The organism is Macrococcus hajekii, assembly GCF_004359505.1.
In the GTDB taxonomy this organism is placed as follows: Bacteria; Bacillota; Bacilli; order Staphylococcales; family Staphylococcaceae; genus Macrococcus; species Macrococcus hajekii.
In genome coordinates, this window is the sequence record NZ_SCWE01000001.1 from 141,989 (window position 1) to 162,534 (window position 20,546).

At 39.4% G+C, this 20,546-nt stretch carries 19 protein-coding genes; 9 read left to right on the forward strand and 10 right to left on the reverse strand.

Features of this window, described 5'->3' with window-relative positions; all coding sequences use genetic code 11:
• Window positions 1-37: 37 nt before the first annotated feature.
• The 4 genes from ERX37_RS00860 to ERX37_RS00875 all read left to right on the forward strand — a co-directional run bounded on the left by ERX37_RS00860 (window position 38) and on the right by ERX37_RS00875 (window position 5,247).
• Window positions 38-1,255: a YtxH domain-containing protein gene (locus ERX37_RS00860; RefSeq protein ID WP_133428758.1), complete on the forward strand. Its 1,218-nt coding sequence runs from the start codon at window positions 38-40 to the stop codon at window positions 1,253-1,255.
• An 89-nt stretch (window positions 1,256-1,344) separates the two neighbouring features.
• Complete coding sequence (locus tag ERX37_RS00865; protein WP_133428759.1) at window positions 1,345-2,418, forward strand: bifunctional 3-deoxy-7-phosphoheptulonate synthase/chorismate mutase; 1,074 nt, start codon at window positions 1,345-1,347, stop codon at window positions 2,416-2,418.
• Between the two features lie 58 nt (window positions 2,419-2,476).
• Window positions 2,477-3,466: a catabolite control protein A gene (ccpA, locus tag ERX37_RS00870; protein WP_133428760.1), complete on the forward strand. Its 990-nt coding sequence runs from the start codon at window positions 2,477-2,479 to the stop codon at window positions 3,464-3,466.
• 113 nt (window positions 3,467-3,579) lie between these two features.
• A complete protein-coding gene (locus ERX37_RS00875) occupies window positions 3,580-5,247 on the forward strand; it encodes a formate--tetrahydrofolate ligase (protein ID WP_133428761.1) in 1,668 nt (555 codons plus the stop codon).
• 86 nt (window positions 5,248-5,333) lie between these two features.
• Here the strand turns inward: ERX37_RS00875 and ERX37_RS00880 are convergent, their stop codons facing one another.
• Entirely contained in the window at window positions 5,334-7,721 is a 2,388-nt protein-coding gene (locus tag ERX37_RS00880) for a transglycosylase domain-containing protein (protein WP_133428762.1), read from the reverse strand.
• Window positions 7,722-8,036: 315 nt separating this feature from the next.
• Here ERX37_RS00880 and tyrS point away from each other — a divergent pair, with 315 nt between their 5' ends.
• From tyrS to ERX37_RS11695, 3 genes are all read left to right on the forward strand, one after another.
• A complete protein-coding gene (gene tyrS, locus ERX37_RS00885) occupies window positions 8,037-9,296 on the forward strand; it encodes a tyrosine--tRNA ligase (protein ID WP_133428763.1) in 1,260 nt (419 codons plus the stop codon).
• Between the two features lie 68 nt (window positions 9,297-9,364).
• Window positions 9,365-9,955: a LemA family protein gene (locus ERX37_RS00890; RefSeq protein WP_133428764.1), complete on the forward strand. Its 591-nt coding sequence runs from the start codon at window positions 9,365-9,367 to the stop codon at window positions 9,953-9,955.
• Window positions 9,955-10,827 (forward strand): TPM domain-containing protein, encoded by an 873-nt coding sequence (locus tag ERX37_RS11695; protein ID WP_133428765.1) that lies wholly within the window; start codon window positions 9,955-9,957, stop codon window positions 10,825-10,827. The genes ERX37_RS00890 and ERX37_RS11695 overlap by 1 nt, the downstream gene beginning before the upstream one ends.
• Window positions 10,828-10,884: 57 nt before the next feature.
• On the opposite strand, the gene sdaAA is transcribed toward ERX37_RS11695, so the two are convergent.
• From sdaAA to ERX37_RS00910, 3 genes are all read right to left on the reverse strand, one after another.
• Complete coding sequence (gene sdaAA, locus ERX37_RS00900; protein ID WP_133428766.1) at window positions 10,885-11,775, reverse strand: L-serine ammonia-lyase, iron-sulfur-dependent, subunit alpha; 891 nt, start codon at window positions 11,773-11,775, stop codon at window positions 10,885-10,887.
• Window positions 11,776-11,787: 12 nt separating this feature from the next.
• Window positions 11,788-12,465, reverse strand: a complete 678-nt coding sequence (sdaAB, locus tag ERX37_RS00905; RefSeq protein WP_133428767.1) for an L-serine ammonia-lyase, iron-sulfur-dependent subunit beta — start codon at window positions 12,463-12,465, stop codon at window positions 11,788-11,790.
• 284 nt (window positions 12,466-12,749) lie between these two features.
• Window positions 12,750-13,916: a S1C family serine protease gene (locus ERX37_RS00910; protein ID WP_133428768.1), complete on the reverse strand. Its 1,167-nt coding sequence runs from the start codon at window positions 13,914-13,916 to the stop codon at window positions 12,750-12,752.
• Between the two features lie 75 nt (window positions 13,917-13,991).
• Between ERX37_RS00910 and ERX37_RS00915 the strand changes: the two genes are divergently transcribed.
• Window positions 13,992-14,597, forward strand: a complete 606-nt coding sequence (locus ERX37_RS00915) for a lysophospholipid acyltransferase family protein (RefSeq protein WP_133428769.1) — start codon at window positions 13,992-13,994, stop codon at window positions 14,595-14,597.
• A gap of 34 nt (window positions 14,598-14,631) precedes the next feature.
• Here ERX37_RS00915 and ERX37_RS00920 read toward each other — a convergent pair whose 3' ends face one another.
• The 6 genes from ERX37_RS00920 to ERX37_RS00945 form a co-directional block, all read right to left on the reverse strand.
• Window positions 14,632-14,850 (reverse strand): hypothetical protein, encoded by a 219-nt coding sequence (locus tag ERX37_RS00920; protein WP_133428770.1) that lies wholly within the window; start codon window positions 14,848-14,850, stop codon window positions 14,632-14,634.
• Between the two features lie 111 nt (window positions 14,851-14,961).
• Window positions 14,962-15,168, reverse strand: a complete 207-nt coding sequence (locus ERX37_RS00925) for a hypothetical protein (protein WP_133428771.1) — start codon at window positions 15,166-15,168, stop codon at window positions 14,962-14,964.
• A 96-nt stretch (window positions 15,169-15,264) separates the two neighbouring features.
• Window positions 15,265-16,548 carry a cation:dicarboxylate symporter family transporter gene (locus ERX37_RS00930; RefSeq protein WP_373282942.1) on the reverse strand — a complete coding sequence of 428 codons (1,284 nt, stop codon included), beginning with the start codon at window positions 16,546-16,548 and terminating at the stop codon, window positions 15,265-15,267.
• Window positions 16,549-16,838: 290 nt separating this feature from the next.
• Complete coding sequence (locus tag ERX37_RS00935) at window positions 16,839-17,276, reverse strand: OsmC family protein (protein WP_133428773.1); 438 nt, start codon at window positions 17,274-17,276, stop codon at window positions 16,839-16,841.
• A gap of 81 nt (window positions 17,277-17,357) precedes the next feature.
• The gene (rpsD, locus tag ERX37_RS00940) at window positions 17,358-17,960 is read right to left on the reverse strand and encodes a 30S ribosomal protein S4 (protein ID WP_133428774.1); all 603 of its coding nucleotides are present in this window, start codon (window positions 17,958-17,960) and stop codon (window positions 17,358-17,360) included.
• 223 nt (window positions 17,961-18,183) lie between these two features.
• Complete coding sequence (locus ERX37_RS00945) at window positions 18,184-18,663, reverse strand: GAF domain-containing protein (protein WP_133428775.1); 480 nt, start codon at window positions 18,661-18,663, stop codon at window positions 18,184-18,186.
• Between the two features lie 139 nt (window positions 18,664-18,802).
• Here ERX37_RS00945 and ERX37_RS00950 point away from each other — a divergent pair, with 139 nt between their 5' ends.
• Entirely contained in the window at window positions 18,803-20,500 is a 1,698-nt protein-coding gene (locus ERX37_RS00950; protein ID WP_133428776.1) for a septation ring formation regulator EzrA, read from the forward strand.
• Window positions 20,501-20,546: the final 46 nt, after the last annotated feature.

The window sequence follows — 20,546 nt, forward strand, 5'->3', positions numbered from 1 at the left end:
TATTCCTATTTTTTATATCTTAAGGAGGACAATAAACATGGTTAACACTTACAACAGAGAACTTAGAAATGGTAGAAATGATGAATCAGTGACAGTTTACAGATCAAACGGTGAACATTCTTACAATGATAAGAATCATAATTTATATAACCGTGATTTAGAAACTCATACTGTAAAGGAATACGAAGTACAATGTAAAAATACGATGGCACGTGATTTTACATTTGGCCTTACAGCAGGTTTAGCACTTGGTACACTTGCAGGTCTATTATTAGCGCCTAAACCAGGCCGTGATTTAAAAAATGATATCAATAGTAAAGTTATTTCATTAAAAGACAATGCTGCAAATTCAGCAGATAAAGATTCAAATGAGCCTTCAAAAACAGATGAAATTAAAAACAAAGTGACTGAAAAAGTCAGCGAAGTAAAAGATAAAGCACTTGAAATTAAAGAACAAGTTGTGCAAAGAGCAGGCGAAGTAAAAGAGCAGGCTGCTCAAAAAACAGAAGAAGTGAAACAAAAAGCAGGCGAAGTAAAAGAACAGGCTGCTCAAAAAGCGGGCGAAGTGAAAGAACAAGCTCAAGTGAAAAAAGAAGAAGTGAAACAAAAAGCAGACGAAGCAAAAGAGAAAGCTGCACCTAAAGTAGAAGCAGCGAAAGAACAGGCTGCTCAAAAAGCAGGCGAAGTAAAAGAACAAGCTGCTCAAAAAACAGAAGAAGTGAAACAAAAAGCAGACGAAGCAAAAGAGAAAGCTGCACCTAAAGTAGAAGCAGCGAAAGAACAGGCTGCTCAAAAAGCGGACGAAGTGAAAGAAAAAGCGGCACAAAAGGCAGACGAAACAAAAGAAAAAGCGCAAGCTAAAAAAGAAGAAGTAAAACAAAAAGCAGAAGAGAAAAAAGAAGAAAAGAAAAACGAATCAACACAACCTCATTCAAATATTAAAGTGGTTGAAGTAGATGACAAAGATATTGATAATACTGATGTTAAAACAAATAATCAGTCAAAAAATAAGGCAGCAGATCAAGATGCTTTAGCTGCACAACGCCGCGCTATTAAAGAAGAAGTTAATGATGAGACTTTATCTGAACCTTTAGCAGTAGTAGACAAAGATACTGATAGCAATATCAATGACTACAAAGAAAACAATGTGAGCGGCAATGTTAATAAAAAAGGTCAAAATAACAACAATAAAAATAACAATAGCAATAAAAATGGCAATAACAATAATAACAACCGCAAAGGTAAAAACAAATAATAAGTGATTACAGTAATCCTGTGATAAAATAGTAGGGTGATTCTCACCCTGCTATTTTTTGTTGAAATTTTTAATTAAGAGGTGTACAGATGTCTGAACTCAATAACTTAAGAAATAGAATTGAAGAAATCAATTTTTCTATATTAGAACTTCTGTCAGAACGTGGACAGATTGCTAAGAAAATCGGTCAGGAAAAATTAAAATCAGGAACTGATATTTATGATCCGATGCGTGAAAAAGAAATGCTAAATCGACTGCTTGAAACTAATAAAGGCCCTTATGATGACAATGTAATCAAGCAGTTATTCAAAGAAATATTTAAGGCTTCTACTGAACTACAGCAATCAGAGAATGAGAAACATCTGCTTGTATCTAGAAAACTCAAACCTGAAGACACAGTCGTTTCCTTTGATAATGGTGCGAAGATTGGGGATAAAGAAAAAATCTTTGTATTTGGACCTTGTTCAGTTGAATCTTATGATCAAGTAGATGCTGTAGCACAGGACCTGGCTGCTAAAGGGCAGAAATTTATCCGAGGTGGTGCGTTTAAACCTCGTACATCACCTTATGATTTCCAGGGACTTGGTGAAGAAGGCTTAGAAATACTGAAAGAAATGAATAAGAAGTACGGTCTTAATGTTGTTTCTGAAATTGTAAATCCTGCTCATTTTGAAATGGCTGACCTGTACGTGGATGTCTTCCAGATTGGTGCGCGCAATATGCAGAATTTTGAACTGCTGAAAGAAGCAGGGCGTTCGAATAAGCCTGTATTGTTAAAGAGAGGGTTATCTGCGACCATAGAAGAATTTATTTATGCAGCTGAATATATTCACTCAAATGGCAACAGTCAGATTATTCTCTGTGAACGTGGTATTCGTACGTATGAAAAAGCAACTCGTAATACCCTTGATATTTCTGCGGTTCCTATTCTAAAACAAGGGACTCATTTACCTGTACTGGTAGATGTCACTCATTCAACAGGACGTAAGGATATTATGTTACCTGTTGCTAAAGCAGCTCTTGCCGTTGGTGCAGATGGGGTGATGGCTGAAGTACATCCAGATCCTGCCGTCGCTCTTAGCGATGCAGGTCAGCAGATGGACCTTAATGAATTCGATTATTTCTTCAATGAAATTGACAAGACACGTCAGTTGTATTTATAATATAACATTGACTTAAAGCGTGATATAATGAGAAAGAAAACGATTACAGGAGGTCATCATGACAATTACTATCTATGATGTCGCGCGAGAAGCCAAAGTATCGATGGCTACAGTGTCGAGGGTTGTTAATGGCAATCCTAATGTAAAACCTGCTACAAGAGAACGGGTCAATGAAGTCATTAAGCGTCTCAATTATCGGCCAAATGCAGTGGCCCGTGGTCTTGCGAGTAAGAAAACGACTACAGTCGGTGTCATCATTCCAGATATCTCTAATATTTATTATTCAGAGCTTGCCCGTGGATTGGAAGATATTGCGACGATGTATAAGTATCAGACCATCATCTCAAATTCAGATAATGATCCTGTGAAAGAAAATGAGATTTTTAACAATCTTCTTAGTAAACAAGTGGATGGTATTATCTTTTTAGGCGGGACTTTGTCTGCAGATACACTTGCGATGATCCAGTCAACATCAGTTCCTGTTGTTGTTTCAGGCACTAATGATGGAGATGAATCTCTACCTGCTGTCAATATTGACTATGCGCAGGCAAGCACAGAAATTATCGAGCGTCTTCTTGAGCAAGGTGTTAAACGTTTTGCATTTGTTGGTGGCGGCTATTCAGAGAAAGCCCGACAAGATGTTCAAGCAGGAATAGAGCGAGTGCTGAAGGAACATAATCTCGCGCTTGATCCAGCTGCAGTCTACAAAGGTAATGAACAGTATCTGGACGGAGAAAAGGCATTCAATGCATTAAAAGATACTAAACCTGAGGCTATCCTATGCATTAGTGATGAACAGGCGATTGGTATTGTACATGCTGCTCAAGATGCAGGTATTAAGATTCCGGAAGAATTGCAGATTATCAGTTTCAACAACACGCGCCTTGTACAGATGGTTCGTCCTAAGCTATCAAGTGTCATGCAGCCTTTATATGATATCGGAGCAGTAGGGATGCGGTTATTGACTAAATACATGAATGAGGAAGACATTGAAGATAAAAATGTTATCCTGCCTTATAAAATCGATTATAGAGGAACGACGAAATAAAGAATCAACTCAAGTTGATTCTTTATTTTTTTTAGTCAAATAGGTCGACATTGAAACCGCTTTACTTTATCATTAGAGATGGATTAAAAACATTCAAAGGAGAGACAAAAATCATGGTTGAATATTTATCAGATTTAGAAATTGCAAATCGCTCTGAAATTCGTCCGATTCAGGAAATTGCTGAAAAAGCGGGGATCCCTAAAGAATCTGTGGAACCTTATGGCTTCTACAAAGCAAAAATCAACACACAGTTAATCGATGCACCTGTTAAAGGTAAAGTGGTCTTAGTCACTGCGATGAGCCCGACACCAGCAGGTGAAGGTAAATCTACTGTGACAGTCGGATTAAGCGATGCATTCAAAAAAATCGGTGAAAACGTTATGGTTGCTCTTCGTGAACCATCTCTTGGACCTGTCTTCGGTATGAAAGGTGGCGCAACGGGTGGTGGTTATGCTCAAGTATTACCAATGGAAGAGATCAACTTACACTTCAACGGTGACTTACATGCGATCACAACTGCAAACAATGCATTAGCTGCATTTATTGATAACCATATCTATCAAGGAAACCAATTAAATATCGATCCTCGTCGTGTGACTTGGAAACGCGTTATCGATATGAATGACCGTACTTTACGTCAAGTCGTTGTAGGTCTTGGTGGCCCATTCAAAGGTGTTCCGCGTGAAGATGGATTCGATATCACTGTAGCAAGTGAAATCATGGCAGTATTCTGTTTATCTCGTGATATTAAAGACTTAAAAGAAAACATCTCAAAAATCACAATCGGTTTCACTTATGACCGTAAACCCGTCACTGTTAAAGATTTAGGTGTTGAAGGTGCATTAACTTTAATTCTTAAAGATGCTATCAAGCCTAACTTAGTACAGACGATTGAAGGTACACCTGCATTAATCCATGGTGGCCCATTCGCTAACATTGCACATGGTTGTAACTCAATCATCGCAACTAACACTGCACGTCAGTTAGCTGATGTGGTAGTAACTGAGTCTGGATTCGGTTCAGATTTAGGTGCTGAGAAATTCATGGACATTAAAGCGCGTCGTGCAGGCCTTGAGCCAAGCGCAATCGTTGTCGTTGCGACAATCCGTGCGATGAAAATGCATGGTGGCGTAGCGAAAGACGAGCTTAAAGCTGAGAATGTTGAAGCAGTTAAAAAAGGTATCGTTAACTTAGAGAAACACTTAGAAAACTTAAAACAATTCGGTGTAGAACCGGTTGTAGCATTAAACGCATTCGTTACTGATAGCGAAGAAGAAGTAAACTTCGTTAAACAATGGTGTGCAGAGCGCAACATTAAAATCGCACTTACAGAAGTATGGGAAAAAGGCGGAGAAGGCGGCGTAGAGCTTGCTAAACTCGTTAAGGAAGTAATGGATACTGAACAGAACTTCAAACCATTATACGAACTCGAATTACCAGTAGAAGAAAAAATCCGTAAAATCGTTCAAGATATCTACGGTGGTGATGATGTTGTCTTCACTGACAGTGCGAAGAAACAACTTAAAACAATCAAAGACAACGGCTGGGATAACTATCCAGTATGTATGGCTAAAACTCAGTACTCATTCACAGATGATGCTAAGAAGTTAGGTCGTCCAGCTGGCTTTGAAATTACAATTCGTGAATTAATTCCTAAAACAGGCGCTGGATTCATTGTTGCCTTAACAGGTGATATTATGACAATGCCTGGTTTACCAAAACAACCAGCAGCGCTTAACATGGATATTGATGAAAACGGTAATGCTGTAGGATTATTCTAGTCAGCTAAAAAGTGCATCCTTTATGGATGCACTTTTTTTTGTATCTAAAAGACCACGCTAGCGATTGCTAGCGTGGTCTTTATAAGTTATTGAGCGTTCTGCTTATTGTCGGTCTTTTTATTTTGTTCTTTCAGTTCAATGATATTATCTGCAATGTTTTGTTTAGGATTAATTTTAGAACGTGTGCCGCCATCAATATTAATACCTAATCGACCTAGAACACGTGAATCATCGATTGTTTTACTTGATAAATCAGATTGTTTCCATACGAGACTATCTGCAGAAGATTCCCCGCTGCTGCAAGATCCATTACTATTCGTGATTTGACAGATTTTTGTTTTCTGAACACTTGCCGGTTGACTGAATGTCTGATTGACACCCATCTGCCCAGGATTAATTGCTGTGATGCTATTGTTAATATCCCGCCATAATTTAAGCTGATAATGATTCTCTTCATCGAATGGAATCAATTTATCATATCCCATCCAGATACCGAGTGTCACTTTAGGATTATATGCTATAAACAGGCTGTCTGTACCATTTTCGGCAGTACCTGTTTTACCAGCCCAGTCCTGATTGTACTGGAAGGTACCTTTCAGTTGATAGGCACTACCCGTATCGAGTACACCGCGAAGCATATCAGTCATGATATAAGAAGTAGCATCACTGAAAACAGGTTCTGGTTTTGCCTCATGTTTATAGATGACTTCACCATTACTTTTTTTAATACTTTCAATCATATAACTTTCCTGGTAATCACCATTATTTGCGAAAGTTGAAAAGCCATTGACGTTATCTTCAAGCGTCATATCAGTTGCACCAAGCGGCAGTGATAGGTTAGGCTTCTGATTTTCTGGAATATCAATATGCATTTTATCAAGGAATTCCCAAGGTTTTCTATCCTGAATACCTGAGTAAAGTCTTAAGGTACTTAAGTTCAGAGAGTTCATCAGCGCAAGTCGTGTCGTCACCTGGCCGAATTCAGCACGTGCATAGTTCTCCGGTGAATATCCATTAACACTGAAGCGTTTATCAAGCAGCATCGATTCAGGTGTTGTAACACCGTACTCAATAGCAGGTGCATATGCAACTAATGGTTTCATTGTTGAACCGGGTGAGCGTTTTGTCTGAGTCGCGTGGTTATTCTGTGATTTTTCATAATCACGTCCACCGACAAACGCGATGATTTTACCAGTTGTATTTTCTTTAAGCATAACGCCGACTTCCTGCTGTAGATTAGTCATCTGACCATCTACGTCTGCCTGGCGATCATAAGAGTAATAATATGGGTTAGACTTAATCTCATTCATCTTGTCGAAGATCGGCTTATTGATTGTCGTCTGGATAGTATAACCGCTATTTCTAACTTCATCATCAGCCATTGCAGTATATTTCTCGTTTAAGATCGGTGTTTCATCTAATTCTTGTTTAGATACTTTATCTTTTTTTGCAAATTCGTATTTTAGAATTTGAACAGCACGATTTTCAATTTCTTTTGTCAGGAAAGGATATTCAACATCCGGCACACTGACCTTATCAATAAATGACTTTTTGAGATCAAATTTAATCGCTTCATTATATTCTTTTTCTGAGATTTTATTTTCAGCTTTCATACGTTCAAGCACATATTTTTGTCTTGCAAAACCATATTGAAGATCCTCGTCATTTTTAACTTGCCCAGTTATTTTGAACGGTGTATATGTATAAGGATTTTGAGGCATACCAGCTAAGTATGCACTTTGAGCGATGTTAAGGTCTTTTGCTTTTTTGCCGAATACACCTTGTGCAGCAGCTTCGATCCCCGCTATATTTTTACCGTTTGTATTACGACCGAAACTGACGACATTCAGATAAGCTTCAAGAATCTGTTTTTTTGTCAGTGTCTTTTCAACGCGGAATGATAGCAGCATTTCTTTAGCTTTACGTTCAAAAGAAGTCTCATTGGATAAGAGCTGGTTTTTGACGAGCTGCTGTGTTAACGTACTGCCCCCGGATGTAGAGGCACTACCTAGAAATTCCTGAGCACTCGCTCTAATGAAAGCTTTCGGTACAATACCGTTATGATGATAGAAATTCTCATCTTCAGTAGAGATAAGGGCATCTACAACGTGAGGGGAAACTTGATCGTATTTAATGGTAGTACGCTGCACATCTGCATTCAGACTACCGAGCGACTCGCCTGACGCAAAGTAAACCGTTGAACTCTGGTTCATGGAATGAAGTGAATGGGTCAGCTCTTTTTTGGTTGGCACAGGTTCATCTTTGACAAGTGCTGCAAAATAACCCACCCCAAAGCCACCTAATAGTGAAGCTAACAGAACGCCGGCAACCAGCATAATCATGACGATGTTTGCCAGCACTTTATAGATTGAATTAAACAAGACATAGGGCGTCCACTTAACGGACTTGATATGTTGACGTGACTCATTAAATTGATTCTTCCAGCGCGAAGAATTGAAATTAAATTTTGACATTTCTGACCTCCCGAATTATATTCAGTATAGCATAGGAACGACTTGACTTAGAAGCATTCATTCATTAAACTAGTAACATAATTACATATTGCAGATTGAAGGACAAGTAATAAATAGAAATTTCTTGCAGAGAGCCGGTGGTGGTGCAAATCGGTAGAATTTTATTTGTGAATACACCTTTTAGTATAATCTGGCGGCTTCGGTGACCTTTTCACCGACTAAGTGATGAGCAATCATAAGTATGGTGGTACCGTGTATTCAAGCACCCTTACATTTTGTAGGGGTGTTTTTTTTATTTTTAAAGGAGGGTTTAAAATGACTAATGAATTATTAGATGATTTGAAATGGCGCGGATTGATTTACCAGGAGACACATCCAGAAGAAATAGAGGCATTACTCAATAAGGAGAGCGTCAGTATTTACTGTGGTGCCGACCCAACGGCTGATAGCTTACATATCGGGCACTTACTGCCATTCCTGACGCTGCGTCGCTTTCAGGCTCATGGACACCGTCCTGTTGTACTGATTGGTGGTGCCACAGGCATGATTGGCGATCCTTCTGGACGAACAGATGAACGTGTTCTTCAGACACCAGAGATGGTTCAGCATAATGTGGATGGTATCAAAAAACAGATGGAACAGCTCTTTGATTTTAGTGGAGATAATGGTGCTGTTCGAGTTGATAACAAAGACTGGCTCGGACAGATTGATTTACTTTCATTTTTACGTGACTACGGTAAACATGTCGGTGTGAACTACATGCTGGGTAAAGATAGTATTCAGACACGACTTGAGACTGGAATTTCATTTACAGAGTTTACCTATACTATTCTTCAGGCCATCGATTTCGGTCATCTGAACAAAGAGCTGAATGTTAAAATTCAGCTGGGTGGTTCTGATCAGTGGGGTAACATCACGTCAGGACTTGATTTAATGCGTCGTATGTACGGTGAAGTAGAAGCATTCGGTATTACTGTGCCTCTTGTGACGAAGTCTGACGGCAAAAAGTTCGGTAAATCAGAATCTGGTGCTGTCTGGCTGGATCGTACGAAGACTTCTCCTTACGAGTTCTACCAGTTCTGGATCAACACACCTGATGCAGATGCGATTAAATTCCTGAAATACTTTACATTCCTTTCAAAAGAAGAAATTGAAGCACTTGAGCAATCAGTTGAGACAGAACCGCATTTAAGAAAAGCACAGAAAGCATTGGCGGCAGAAGTGACGAAACTGGTACATGATGAGCAGGCACTGAGTGATGCTATCCGCATTACAGATGCCCTCTTCAAAGGTGATCTTGCTGCATTATCAGCAGATGAAATTCGAGAAGGTTTTAAAGATGTGCCGCAGAGTACGGTTACAGATGCTATTAATTTAGTGGATTATTTAGTTGAAGCAGGCGTCTCTCCAAGTAAACGTCAATCACGTGAAGATATCACGAACGGTGCTATTTCCATCAATGGTGAAAAAGTAACGGACACAGCTTATGAGATCAAGGAATCTGACAAAATTGAAGGTGAGTTCACTATCATCAGAAGAGGTAAGAAAAAGTACTTCATGGTTAACTATAAATAACTGAAAGACTGGTTAATACCAGTCTTTTTTGGGTAGAATTAGAATAACTTATAAAAAGGAGATAGAGTATGAAAAAATTATTAATACCAATTATTGCAATTATTGCAGTACTCGCTATTTTAGGTAGTATGGTTATGGGTCCTTATAACAAATTGGTGTCGCTTGAACAGGATGTTAACAATGCAGAATCTAATATCGATACCAATCTTCAACGACGTCTTGATTTAATTCCTAACTTAGTTGAAACAGTTAAAGGTTACGCAAAACACGAATCAGATGTATTCAAGAATGTTGCAGATGCGCGTTCAAAATTAGCAGGGGCAACTGAAAATGGTTCACCAGCTGAAAAAGCAGAAGCCAATGCTGAGATGACGTCAGCACTGGGCCGTTTAATTGCTATTAGTGAAGCTTATCCAGAATTGAAAGCAGATACACAGTTTACAGGTCTCCGTGATGAACTGGCAGGTACTGAGAACCGTATCGCTATTGCCCGTCGTGATTATAATGACAAAGTCTCAGAATACAACAAAGTCGTTAAAAGTTTTCCGATGAACTTATTTGCAGGTATTATAGGTAAACATGAGAAAGAATATTTCAAAGCAGATAGCGCTGCAAAAGACGCTCCATCAGTTGACTTTAATACTGGAGACGATAAATAATGACAAAAAAAATCGCGTTTCTCATCGCGATTTTTGTCTTACTTTGTCCATTCTATGAGGCAAATGCAGCTGAGCCTCTGCCGAAGCTCAAAGAACCTGTCTACACGCAGGATCACCTGAATGTATTTTCACAGTCACAGGTGGATGAAATCAATGAACTCGGTAATCGACTGGAACAAGGGACGACAGCTGAGATAATGGTGATGACCATGCCTACTATCGGACAGGAACCTAGAACAGACTATGCACTTCGCGCAGGACGTGAGTATGGTGTAGGACAGGCAGACAAAGATAATGGCATCGTCATTTTACTCAATCTTGATAATGGCAATGAATTTAGAAATAGAGGTATCACTTTACAGGTCGGATATGGTCTTGAAGGTGTCCTGAATGATGCAAAAGTAGGAGCCCTGATCGATCAGTATGCAATGCCTGATATCCAAAAGGCAGTCGCTATTGACCCTAAAGGACAGAATGCGGAAGCAAAACAACTTTATGCTTCAGGTATGACCAAGTTATACAAAGCAGTCTGGCAGGAAATAGCTGATTCTTATGGCTATGATGGCAGTAAGTTCACCCGTGATGAACCGATTGCTCAGGAAGAGGGAAGCAGTGGCTTCAGTGTTTTTGATATTATACTGACATTATTCTTCCTTTATCTGATATTCTCCATGTTCTTTGGTGGCGGTGGTCGCGGCGGTGGTCCGGGCGGTAGACGTAGAGGCGTTGGACCTGTTATCTTCTTCCCAACTGGCGGCGGTTTCGGCGGCGGCTTCTCATCAGGTGGGGGTAGTTTCGGCGGCGGTGGCTTCGATGGCGGCGGCTTTGGCGGCGGCAGTTTCGGAGGCGGCGGTGCAGACAGAGGTTTCTAGTTTTCTACAAAATAAAGACGATTCACTTTCAAATGAAAGCGAATCGTCTTTTTAGTTTTAGCTGAATGCGTGCTGTGAGCCGAAGATTTTAGCTTTAATCGCTTCACCTGTAGGTGTACCTGCGATACCGCCAAGACCTGTTTCACGTAGTTCACGTGGTAAGTTACGGCCAACTTTATCCATTGCTTCAATGACTTCATCAGCTGGTATTTTACATTCGATACCTGCAAGAGCTAAATCAGCTGAAATTAAAGCGTTACCCGCACCTACTGTATTACGCATCACACAAGGGATCTCGACAAGTCCTGCAACAGGGTCACAGACTAGTCCTAATAAGTTACCGAGGGCAAAAGCGATGGCGTGTGCAGACTGCTCAGGTTTACCGCCGAAGATAGATACAGCAGCGGCAGCAGCGATAGCTGAAGCACTACCTACTTCAGCCTGACATCCGCCCATAGCGCCAGATACACTAGCATTGTTGGCGATAACAAGACCGCAAAGTGCTGATGCAAATAAGAAGTCAACTTGCTGATCATCAGTCAGGTCGAATTTAGCTTCAAGTGATGTCAGAACCCCTGGAATCGTTCCTGAAGAACCAGCAGTAGGTGTCGCGCAGATAAGACCCATCGCTGCATTCACCTCATTTGTTGCGATGGCACCTTGTACAGCAAGGGCAACAGCATCACCTGATAAAGATTGGTTATTATCACGGTATTGCTGCATACGGATTGCATCCTGACCGGTCAGTCCAGTTACAGATTTAACCCCTTCACCTGTAGAACCGCGTTTTACGGCATCTTTCATTACTTGTAAGTTTTTAAGCATTTTGGCACGTACTTCTTCACGTGTCATGTCAGATGTTTCCATTTCCATCTGAATCATAATTTCTGCTAGTGACTGATTAGTCTCATTAGCATGATTGACTACTTCTGCAATCGATTTAAACATGGATGTATCCTCCTAGATAATATTTGCGAATTCGATGTTAGGATATTCTTTTTTGAGTGCTTCGTATGTTTCGAGTTTAATAGGTTTATAAAGTTGAATGGCGATTAAATGATGGTCGTTATAATTGGATTTAATTTCTTCATTTACTTTAACACCGAGGTCAAACATTCTGGCGATACATGAATTAAATTCAGCAATTGGACTGTCGCCATATAAGACGATAAGAGGTAAAGTGTGATTCATCACAACACAAGCGCCGTTAATATGGATACTGCGTAACTTGATTGTCCCTCCACCAATTGAGTTACCTAATACCTCAACGTGTTTATCTCCAGCATCCAGTTTAACTAGAGCAGTGTTTGGGTGATCCCCGATACTTGTACCTGTTTCTTCAACGAATTCAATATCAATGCCTTTTTCTTTCGCGATTTCAATTGATGTTTTAACGCGTGGATCTTCAGGGTCAAAGTCAAGTAAGCCGGCGATAATTGCCAGATCTGTCCCGTGACCAAGGTGTGTTTCTGCAAAAGATTCATAATAAGAAATATGAATCTTTTCTGGTTCAGTACCAAGTACTGTTCGTGCAGCTGAGCCTATTCTGACAGCACCAGCTGTATGTGAACTTGATGGACCTACCATGATCGGCCCGATAACATCGAACGCACTTCTGTAATCTGCTGTTCTTGCCATAATGATGACCTCCGTTAATGTTAAAATGTTTATTCATGCTTACTTATTATACTAGGTTATATACGATTTATTAAATAGTCTGCTTATAAAGCAGAAAACTAACAGGATATCATTTTTTAGCGCTTAATATAAAAGTATGAAAACGAATTCACAAATTCGATATGAACTAAGCATATTTTAAAATACAGATTAAGTCAAACTGAAAATTGTTAACAAATGATGAATATCGACTTATTATTCAATTTATTTAAAAAGACTCACTCAAGTCAGAGGGAGTCAGGTTATTATTTCATGTTTTCATCATCACGTAATATGAGTGAGACGTCTATTTTCTTGTTATCGCGAACAACGGTTAAATTAAGCGTATCGCCTGCTTTTTTATTGCGATATAAATAACTTTTAAGTTCGCTGTCTGATGTGACTTTCTTACCGTCAACAGCAACAATCACATCACCTTTTTTAACCGATTTACCGGCATATTCATCAGTCTGAATAACCACAACACCTGGCTGGTCAGCATTCAGTTCACTTCTGTACTGAGGGGGGATGGCATCAGAAGAAACGAGTGCAAGACCCATGTAAGGGCGGATGACTTTACCATTTTTAACGATTTCGGCAATGACCGTCTGTGCATCATTGGCTGGAATAGCAAAGCCGATACCTTCAACCTCAGCAGCAGCAATTTTCATGGAATTAATACCGATTAACTGGCCAGCAGTGTTGATGAGAGCGCCGCCCGAGTTACCGGGATTGATTGCAGCGTCAGTCTGAATCGCTTTGACAGATGATTCACCTGCTGAAGTAGAGACAGTCATCGAACGTTCTTTAGCGCTGATAATACCTTTTGTTACACTGTTTGATAAGTCGAGCCCGAGTGGATTACCGATGGCATAAACAGAATCACCTGTCCGTACTTTGTTGGAGTCTGCAAATGCTAAAGGTTTGATGTTGAAGTCACCTTTTATTTTTAGTACAGCGATATCAGTCAGTGCATCTGTTCCGAGCAACTCAGCATTTACTCTCTTACCTGTAGAAAGCTGAACTTTGATATCGCTTGCGCCTTCAACGACATGGTTATTAGTAACGATGTAGGAAGACTGATCATCTGCCTGGTAAATAACGCCTGAGCCTGTACCGGCAGCTTCTTCATCATTGGTAAGGTCTGAAGGGAAAATACCATTCGTCTTCTGCATGTTCACTACACCTACAATAGCAGGTGAGACATTTTCCAGCATATCAGATAGTGAAGCACTATCTTTATCATTGATCGCAGCATTTTGTACGACATCAGGTACGGACTCAGTTTTCTGATTAGAATCAATGAAATAATCAGCGCCTAGTGTCAGAGCCGAACCGAGGACACCCGCTAGTAAAAGTGGAATGAATTTAGGCTGTGTTTTCTTCTCTCGAATTAAAGGTCTTTCATCATATTGTTCTTCATGTGAATTCATAGTAGCCTCCTGTTCTATGTTATTATATATTAATAACAGATGTTAATGAAAATTTCATGAAAAAGGGAGATATTGATGTATAAATTATTATCCACGCTGATCTATTTAGTGGTTGTTGTGTTTAGACGAAAACTTAAAGTGGTAGATAAGCAGTATTTACCTAAGAACCCGGGCTATATGGTTACCTGTACCCATCAGAGTATGGTGGAAATCATTGTACTTGCGATGGCAGTGTATCCAGGTACTATTCATTATATGGCGAAAAAAGAACTGTTTAAAACTAAGTTTCTGAACTGGCTTTTCACGAGTGTCGGTGCTTTTCCGGTAAATAGAGAAAATCCAGGCCCGTCCACACTGAAGATTCCAGTAAAGTTGTTAAAGGATAATAAAACAGTCGGAATGTTCCCATCAGGATCCAGAAATGCAGGTGCACCGATTAAAAAGGGTGCAGCCACTATTGCAGTCATGAGTAAAAAGCCTATTATTCCTGCTGTATACGAAGGTCCGTTAACATTTAAAGACCTTCTCTTCAGTAAAGAAAAGGCCTATATTCAGTTTGGTGAAGCAATAGAACCTACCGCATACAAGATGCCGAAAACCGAGGCTATCGCGCAGATTACTGACGATGTAGATCATTGCATGAAGAGAATGAGTGAGCAGCTTAAAAAGAGAATAAAATAAATAAAACGACGAATGACTAAGCGCATTCGTCGTTTTATTCTGCTTTCATGACGATTGTTTCTGTATATTCATCAGGATAGATAAATTCTAATTTGCATATATGAGGTCGATTGTACTGTTTAGCTGCTTCTTTTGAATGTTTTCTGTAGCGATTAATAAATACTTCTTTTTCTGATTCATTTTGAAGAAGTTGAAACTGAGTATCTTTGCTCAGCAGGGTAGGTAATGAAGCTTTAAGTAGTATGGCTGGCATATAGGGGACCTCCTTTTTCGGTTTTTATGGTATTTTACTATAACCGTTATAAGGTAGCGTTAAACTTTTTTATAATATAACATTAAAAAATTAAGAAAGAGACGAGTGCAATTAAGCACTTGTCTCTTTCTTATCTGTGGATGTTGAGAATAAGTCCTCTTCTAACTCAGAGAGTTTAAGGAAGATTGATTCATCTAAAGACTCAATTGACTGAGAGCCATCCATCAATGCTTCTATAATATGAATATCGTTGCCAGTTGCTGTTGCAATCTGGTAAGCAGTTAACTTTCCATTTAAAAGATTAGGAAGGTGTCGCAAATTATATCACCCTTCATGAATGTAGTAGATTCATTATATAGTATTAAGATGATAAAATATACACTTAATTGTTAAATACGTCAAAAATTTCATATTTTATTTTACATATGTTTCGTAATACTTACGTCCTTTTTCATAATCCAGTCTATTTTCCCATTTCGCAATCACGAGTGTTGAGAGCGCGTTACCGACGACATTCACGACAGTACGTGACATATCAAGAATGCGGTCAATACCGATAATAAGTGCCAGTCCTTCAGGATGTAAGCCCATTGCTGTAAGAGTAGTGATCAGTACAACGATCGAAGTTCCAGGTACAGCAGCCATCCCTTTAGAAGTCAGCATTAAAGTCAGCAATAAGATGAGCTGTTCTGTCAGTGATAATTGAACACCATACATTTGTGCGATGAATAGAGCAGCAATTGACTGGTACAGAGCTGAACCATCTAAGTTGAAAGTATAACCGGTCGGTACAACAAATGAGACGATTTCTTTCGGTGCACCAAATTTCTCCATTTTGTTCATAATGCTAGGAAGAACAGTTTCAGAACTTGAAGTTGAGAAGGCGAGCAGCAGCTCATCTTTCAGAATACGAAGTAAATGGAAGATATTAATCTTACAGATTGCTGCAACACCGCCCAGTACTACAAGTATAAAGAAAATCATTGCACCGACTACAACAAGTGTCAGTTTGAGTAATGGAATAAGTGCGCTGACACCAAACGTCATGACTGTAACAGCCATAAAGGCAAAAACGCCGATAGGTGCATATTTCATAATTTGATTAGTCATCCAGAAGATGACATCAAGAACACCCTCGAGTACAAGTTTGACAGGTTCAGCACGTTTGCCAACAGCTGCAATTCCAAGTCCGAAGAATACGGAGAAGAAAATAACCGGCAGCAATTGTCCTTGTGCCATTGAATCAATGATATTCGTTGGAATAATTCCCACAATAGTATCAATCATATGATTGCCATATGTTGATGAAGAAGCAGCTTCAGCATTCGTTGTGTATTTCGATACATCACCTTTAGGCAGCTTCGTAGGATCGATACCAGAGCCTGGTTTAAATACATTAGCGAATATAATTCCAAGACCGATAGCAACAGTAGTGATGACCTCAAAGTAAAGTAATGTTTTCCAGCCATATCGGCCAACCGTTTTCATATCGCCTGCACCTGCAATTGAGATAGCAAGTGAACAGAAGACAATCGGTACCACAATCATTTTAATTAAGTGAAGGAAGACATCACCGAAGGGCTGAATATAATTTTTTAAATCATCTTGACCATAGAGAAGAATCCCGACAACGACACCCAACACTAACGCAAGTAAAATCTGCGTCGGCAGGCTGATGCCTTTTCTCCGTTTTTTGATTGATTCCAAACGAATTCCTCATTTCTATATTATTTCTAAATATTAGTGCTTTTATCCCTTAAAGTCAATGGAATCCTTGTCCGTTTCTTCCATCTGAATGTCAGAAGATATTTATATGGGAAGAAACAGATTCAAGAAGCCTCTTAAAGAATATATATACCACTAGTAATCGCTGTCTTATCAACTTTATGAAAGCGTATACTTTGATAATGATATCATTAAAAAGATGAAAACTAAATGAGTAAATTGATGACAACGAAAAAAAGATCTGTACCTGAGTGGCAAGATCTTTAGTCATTGATATGAATCTCTTTAACAGACACGGTAACATTACCTTTTAAGGCCCGGGTAATCATACAGTTTTCCTCTGCTTTATGAACGAAACGGGAGATGAGCTTATGTTTTGATACAGGTGTATCCGTCTTGATGTGAACGACATAGTCAATAGCTTCATAGTTGAGAATACCATCTGTCTGAGCCACTGTGGCGGTCGAATCAACTGTTAAATCAGTAAGCGGGATATTATTTCTCTCAAATAGAACAGATAATGAAATGATAAAACAAGTCGTCGCTGCACCGAGCAGCATCTCATCAGGATTTGTACCGATTTCTACACCGTTCATAGAAGCGGGGATAGAAATTTGAGTATCCATATTTTTAGTTTTAAGGGTACCGTAATCGTCGTACCCTCCGGTGAAGGTCGCCTGACCCGTAAAATGATGTTTCATATCATCACTCCTTTAAGATAATCAAAACAGAATCAGCACAAAAAAACAACCTTAAGCATTTGCTTAAGGTTGTCAGTGTTATTAACGTGAGTAGTACTCAACGATTAACTGTTCATTGATTTCAGCAGATAATTCTGAACGTTCTGGTGTACGAATGAATGTACCTTCTAATTTGTCAGCGTCAAATGTTAAGTATTCTGGTACGTGGTTAGATAATTCAACTGATTCAGCGATGATATCTAATTTTTGTGATTTTTCACGTACTGAGATAACTTGACCTGCTTTTAAAGTGTAAGATGGGATATCTACACGTTGGCCATCAACTAAGATGTGACCGTGGTTAACTAATTGACGTGCTTGACGACGTGTACGAGCTAAACCTAATTGGTAGACAACTGCATCTAAACGAGATGCTAAGAGTGCCATGAAGTTAGCACCGTGGATACCTTTGATTTTTGCAGCACGGTCAAAGATTGTACGGAATTGACGTTCGTTGATACCGTACATGTAACGTAATTTTTGTTTCTCTTGTAATTGAAGACCATATTCAGACATTTTTTTACGTTGGTTAGGACCATGTTGTCCTGGTGCGTATGGGCGTCTTTCTAATTCTTTACCAGTGCCGCTTAATGAAATACCTAAACGACGAGATTTTTTCCAAGTTGAACCTGTAAATCGAGCCATAAGTTGACTCCTCCTTATTTGTTTTTTTCGCGAAAAACAAAAATATGATAAATGCTTAAGTCGATATAGCATCTTTCCGTGCCTTCGCCTGTTAGCTTTGGTTACACAACACGCCAACTAAGGGGACACCATAGAGCGCCTTAATATTTATCTGCTACTCTCGTTTATTCACATTCACTTATTATATGATTTTATTATTGTAATGTCAACACTCAATCGCCTATTATACAGTGGCGGCTGTCAGGTGCTTTTCAAGTACTTGAACGAATGCTTCAAGTCCCACCTGATCGTCTGCATTGAATCGATTTGTAATGGGTGCATCAATATCTAGGACACCGTATATTTCACCGTTCACTTTAATCGGAACGACGATTTCGGATTTTGAATTTGCATCACAGGCAATATGTCCCGGGAAAGCATGAACATCTGCAACAAGCATAGTCTTCTGCTCACTGACTGCTGTTCCACATACACCGCGACCGACTGGTATGGTCACACATGCAGGTAAGCCTTGAAAAGGACCGAGCTGCAACTGTCCGTTTTTCATCGTATAGAAACCGACCCAGTTAACATCTGTCAGAAAATAGTTGAGCAGACTTGAAGCATTGGCTAAATGACTGACTGAGTCATCCTCACCAGCAAGCAGGTGGTCGAGTGCTGTATTCAGTGCGTGATAATCTTTGATCTGTCCAGGTTGAAACATAAAAAACACCTCATATCTTATAGTGAAAATCAAGTTATGATTTACATTTTAATCATTCGCTCAATTTTTCACAATAAAATAGTTTTTTGCTACTCTTTTTTACGTTATAATGTTGAAGAACAAGTTGGAGGGAAGAACGTTGATCATTTATCTAATCGTATTAATCATCGTACTGATATTAATTGCTGTTGGTGTGATGTTCTATCTGAGAAATCAGAAAAGGACAGCCGTTGAAAAAATAGAACAGCGCAAAGAAGAAATTAAAGCACTGCCGTTTCAGGATGAACTGGTAAAAGTGAAGAATCTCCAGCTTAAGGGTGAAGCGAAAGCGAAGTTTGAAGACTGGAAGTATACGTGGCAGAAACTGCTCAAAGAGGATATAGAGGCAAGTGAAATCCATATCAATGAAGCAGATGAAGCACTCGATCGATTTAAATTCCGTGAAAGCAGTGAACGGATTGAAGAAAGTCACTCAGTTCTGGATTCAGTCGAAAGTAAGTATCACCAGCTTGCAGGTCAGATTGATGATTATGTCAATCGCGCAAAACAAGACCGCATCAAGTATGAAGAATGCCGTACAATCTATAGGGAGGCAAAGCGTGATGTGCTGGCCAACCGCCACCAATATGGTGAGGCAGCCCGCCCGCTTGAAGAGAATATCGAACACTTCCTACCCGCACTTCAGGAGTATGAACAGTTCACTGGAGAAGGGAATTACGAATCTGCTCATTATAAAATCAATGAGGTCCATGATCAGATGACACGACTGAAGTCAGATATGGATGAAATTCCACTCTTGATCCGTGATGTTCAGAAGGAATTACCGGGACAGTTCCAGGAGATTCGTTATGGCTGTCGTGATCTGAAGGTAGAGGGATATAACCTGGATCACGTCAAAGTGGATAGCAATCTTCAGACATTAAAGGGGAAACTGAATCTCGTCGAACCTCTTATCGCAAGACTGCAGCTTGACTCTGCGGAGGAGATTATCGCTGAAATCACAGATACGCTGGATGAAATGCTGGAGTTAGTAGAGATTGAAGTACTCGCAAAAAATAATGTCGAGAAATCGAAGGAACTGATCACAGATGAACTGTTCTATGCGAAAGATATGAACTATACACTTCGCACAGAAATTGAATATGTAAAAGAAAACTATTATATTAATGAAGAAGACATTCAGAAAGTTCGTCAATATGATAATGAAATCCAGAGTCTGATTTCAGTCTATGATGAGATCTTGAATGAAATGGCTAAATCTGCTGTCCGTTATTCAGAAGTAGAGGATAATCTGACCTATATTAAAGATCATGTCGGTGTCATTAATAACAATCAGGAGAAGATACAGCATCACCTCACTTCACTGCGCGATTATGAACGTGAAGCACAATCTTCTACACTGAAAATTCAGAGTCGTAAGGAAGAGATATTCCGCAAGTTGATGGCTTCGAACTTATCAAGTATTCCTGAAAGATTCATTATTATGAAAAATGAAATTGATATTGAGACACGTGAAGCACATGCACTGTTCAATAAACGTCCGATGTATGTTGAACATGTCAGAGATAAAGTCAGAAAAGTCATGGCAATGATGAATACATTTGAACAGGAAGTATTAACGATGCTGGATGATGCTGAACTTGCTGAAGCATTGATACAATACGGTAACCGATATCGTAAAGACTATCCGGACCTTAACAAAGAATTGAATGAAGCAGAAAGACTGTTCAGCAATAATCGCTATAAGCGTGCAGTTGAAATTGCTGAAGCCGCGATTGAACGGGTCAGCCCGGGTGCTGCCAGCCAGATTGAGAAAAGAATGAACCAGATGAATTAATGCGAAAAAAGACTTGCATAAGTCTTTTTTCTTTTTTATGACATAG

Excerpts from the sequence above, each read along its gene's own strand:
- ERX37_RS00935 (WP_133428773.1), bottom strand. The coding sequence starts at position 17,276 with ATGAAACATCATTTTACGGGTCAGGCGACCTTCACCGGAGGGTACGAC.
- ERX37_RS00875 (WP_133428761.1), top strand. The coding sequence starts at position 3,580 with ATGGTTGAATATTTATCAGATTTAGAAATTGCAAATCGCTCTGAAATT.
- rpsD (WP_133428774.1), bottom strand. The coding sequence starts at position 17,960 with ATGGCTCGATTTACAGGTTCAACTTGGAAAAAATCTCGTCGTTTAGGT.
- sdaAB (WP_133428767.1), bottom strand. The coding sequence starts at position 12,465 with ATGGCAAGAACAGCAGATTACAGAAGTGCGTTCGATGTTATCGGGCCG.
- tyrS (WP_133428763.1), top strand. The coding sequence starts at position 8,037 with ATGACTAATGAATTATTAGATGATTTGAAATGGCGCGGATTGATTTAC.
- ERX37_RS00915 (WP_133428769.1), top strand. The coding sequence starts at position 13,992 with ATGTATAAATTATTATCCACGCTGATCTATTTAGTGGTTGTTGTGTTT.
- ERX37_RS00920 (WP_133428770.1), bottom strand. The coding sequence starts at position 14,850 with ATGCCAGCCATACTACTTAAAGCTTCATTACCTACCCTGCTGAGCAAA.
- ERX37_RS11695 (WP_133428765.1), top strand. The coding sequence starts at position 9,955 with ATGACAAAAAAAATCGCGTTTCTCATCGCGATTTTTGTCTTACTTTGT.
- ERX37_RS00880 (WP_133428762.1), bottom strand. The coding sequence starts at position 7,721 with ATGTCAAAATTTAATTTCAATTCTTCGCGCTGGAAGAATCAATTTAAT.
- ERX37_RS00910 (WP_133428768.1), bottom strand. The coding sequence starts at position 13,916 with ATGAATTCACATGAAGAACAATATGATGAAAGACCTTTAATTCGAGAG.
- ERX37_RS00890 (WP_133428764.1), top strand. The coding sequence starts at position 9,365 with ATGAAAAAATTATTAATACCAATTATTGCAATTATTGCAGTACTCGCT.
- sdaAA (WP_133428766.1), bottom strand. The coding sequence starts at position 11,775 with ATGTTTAAATCGATTGCAGAAGTAGTCAATCATGCTAATGAGACTAAT.
- ERX37_RS00865 (WP_133428759.1), top strand. The coding sequence starts at position 1,345 with ATGTCTGAACTCAATAACTTAAGAAATAGAATTGAAGAAATCAATTTT.
- ERX37_RS00860 (WP_133428758.1), top strand. The coding sequence starts at position 38 with ATGGTTAACACTTACAACAGAGAACTTAGAAATGGTAGAAATGATGAA.
- ccpA (WP_133428760.1), top strand. The coding sequence starts at position 2,477 with ATGACAATTACTATCTATGATGTCGCGCGAGAAGCCAAAGTATCGATG.
- ERX37_RS00945 (WP_133428775.1), bottom strand. The coding sequence starts at position 18,663 with ATGTTTCAACCTGGACAGATCAAAGATTATCACGCACTGAATACAGCA.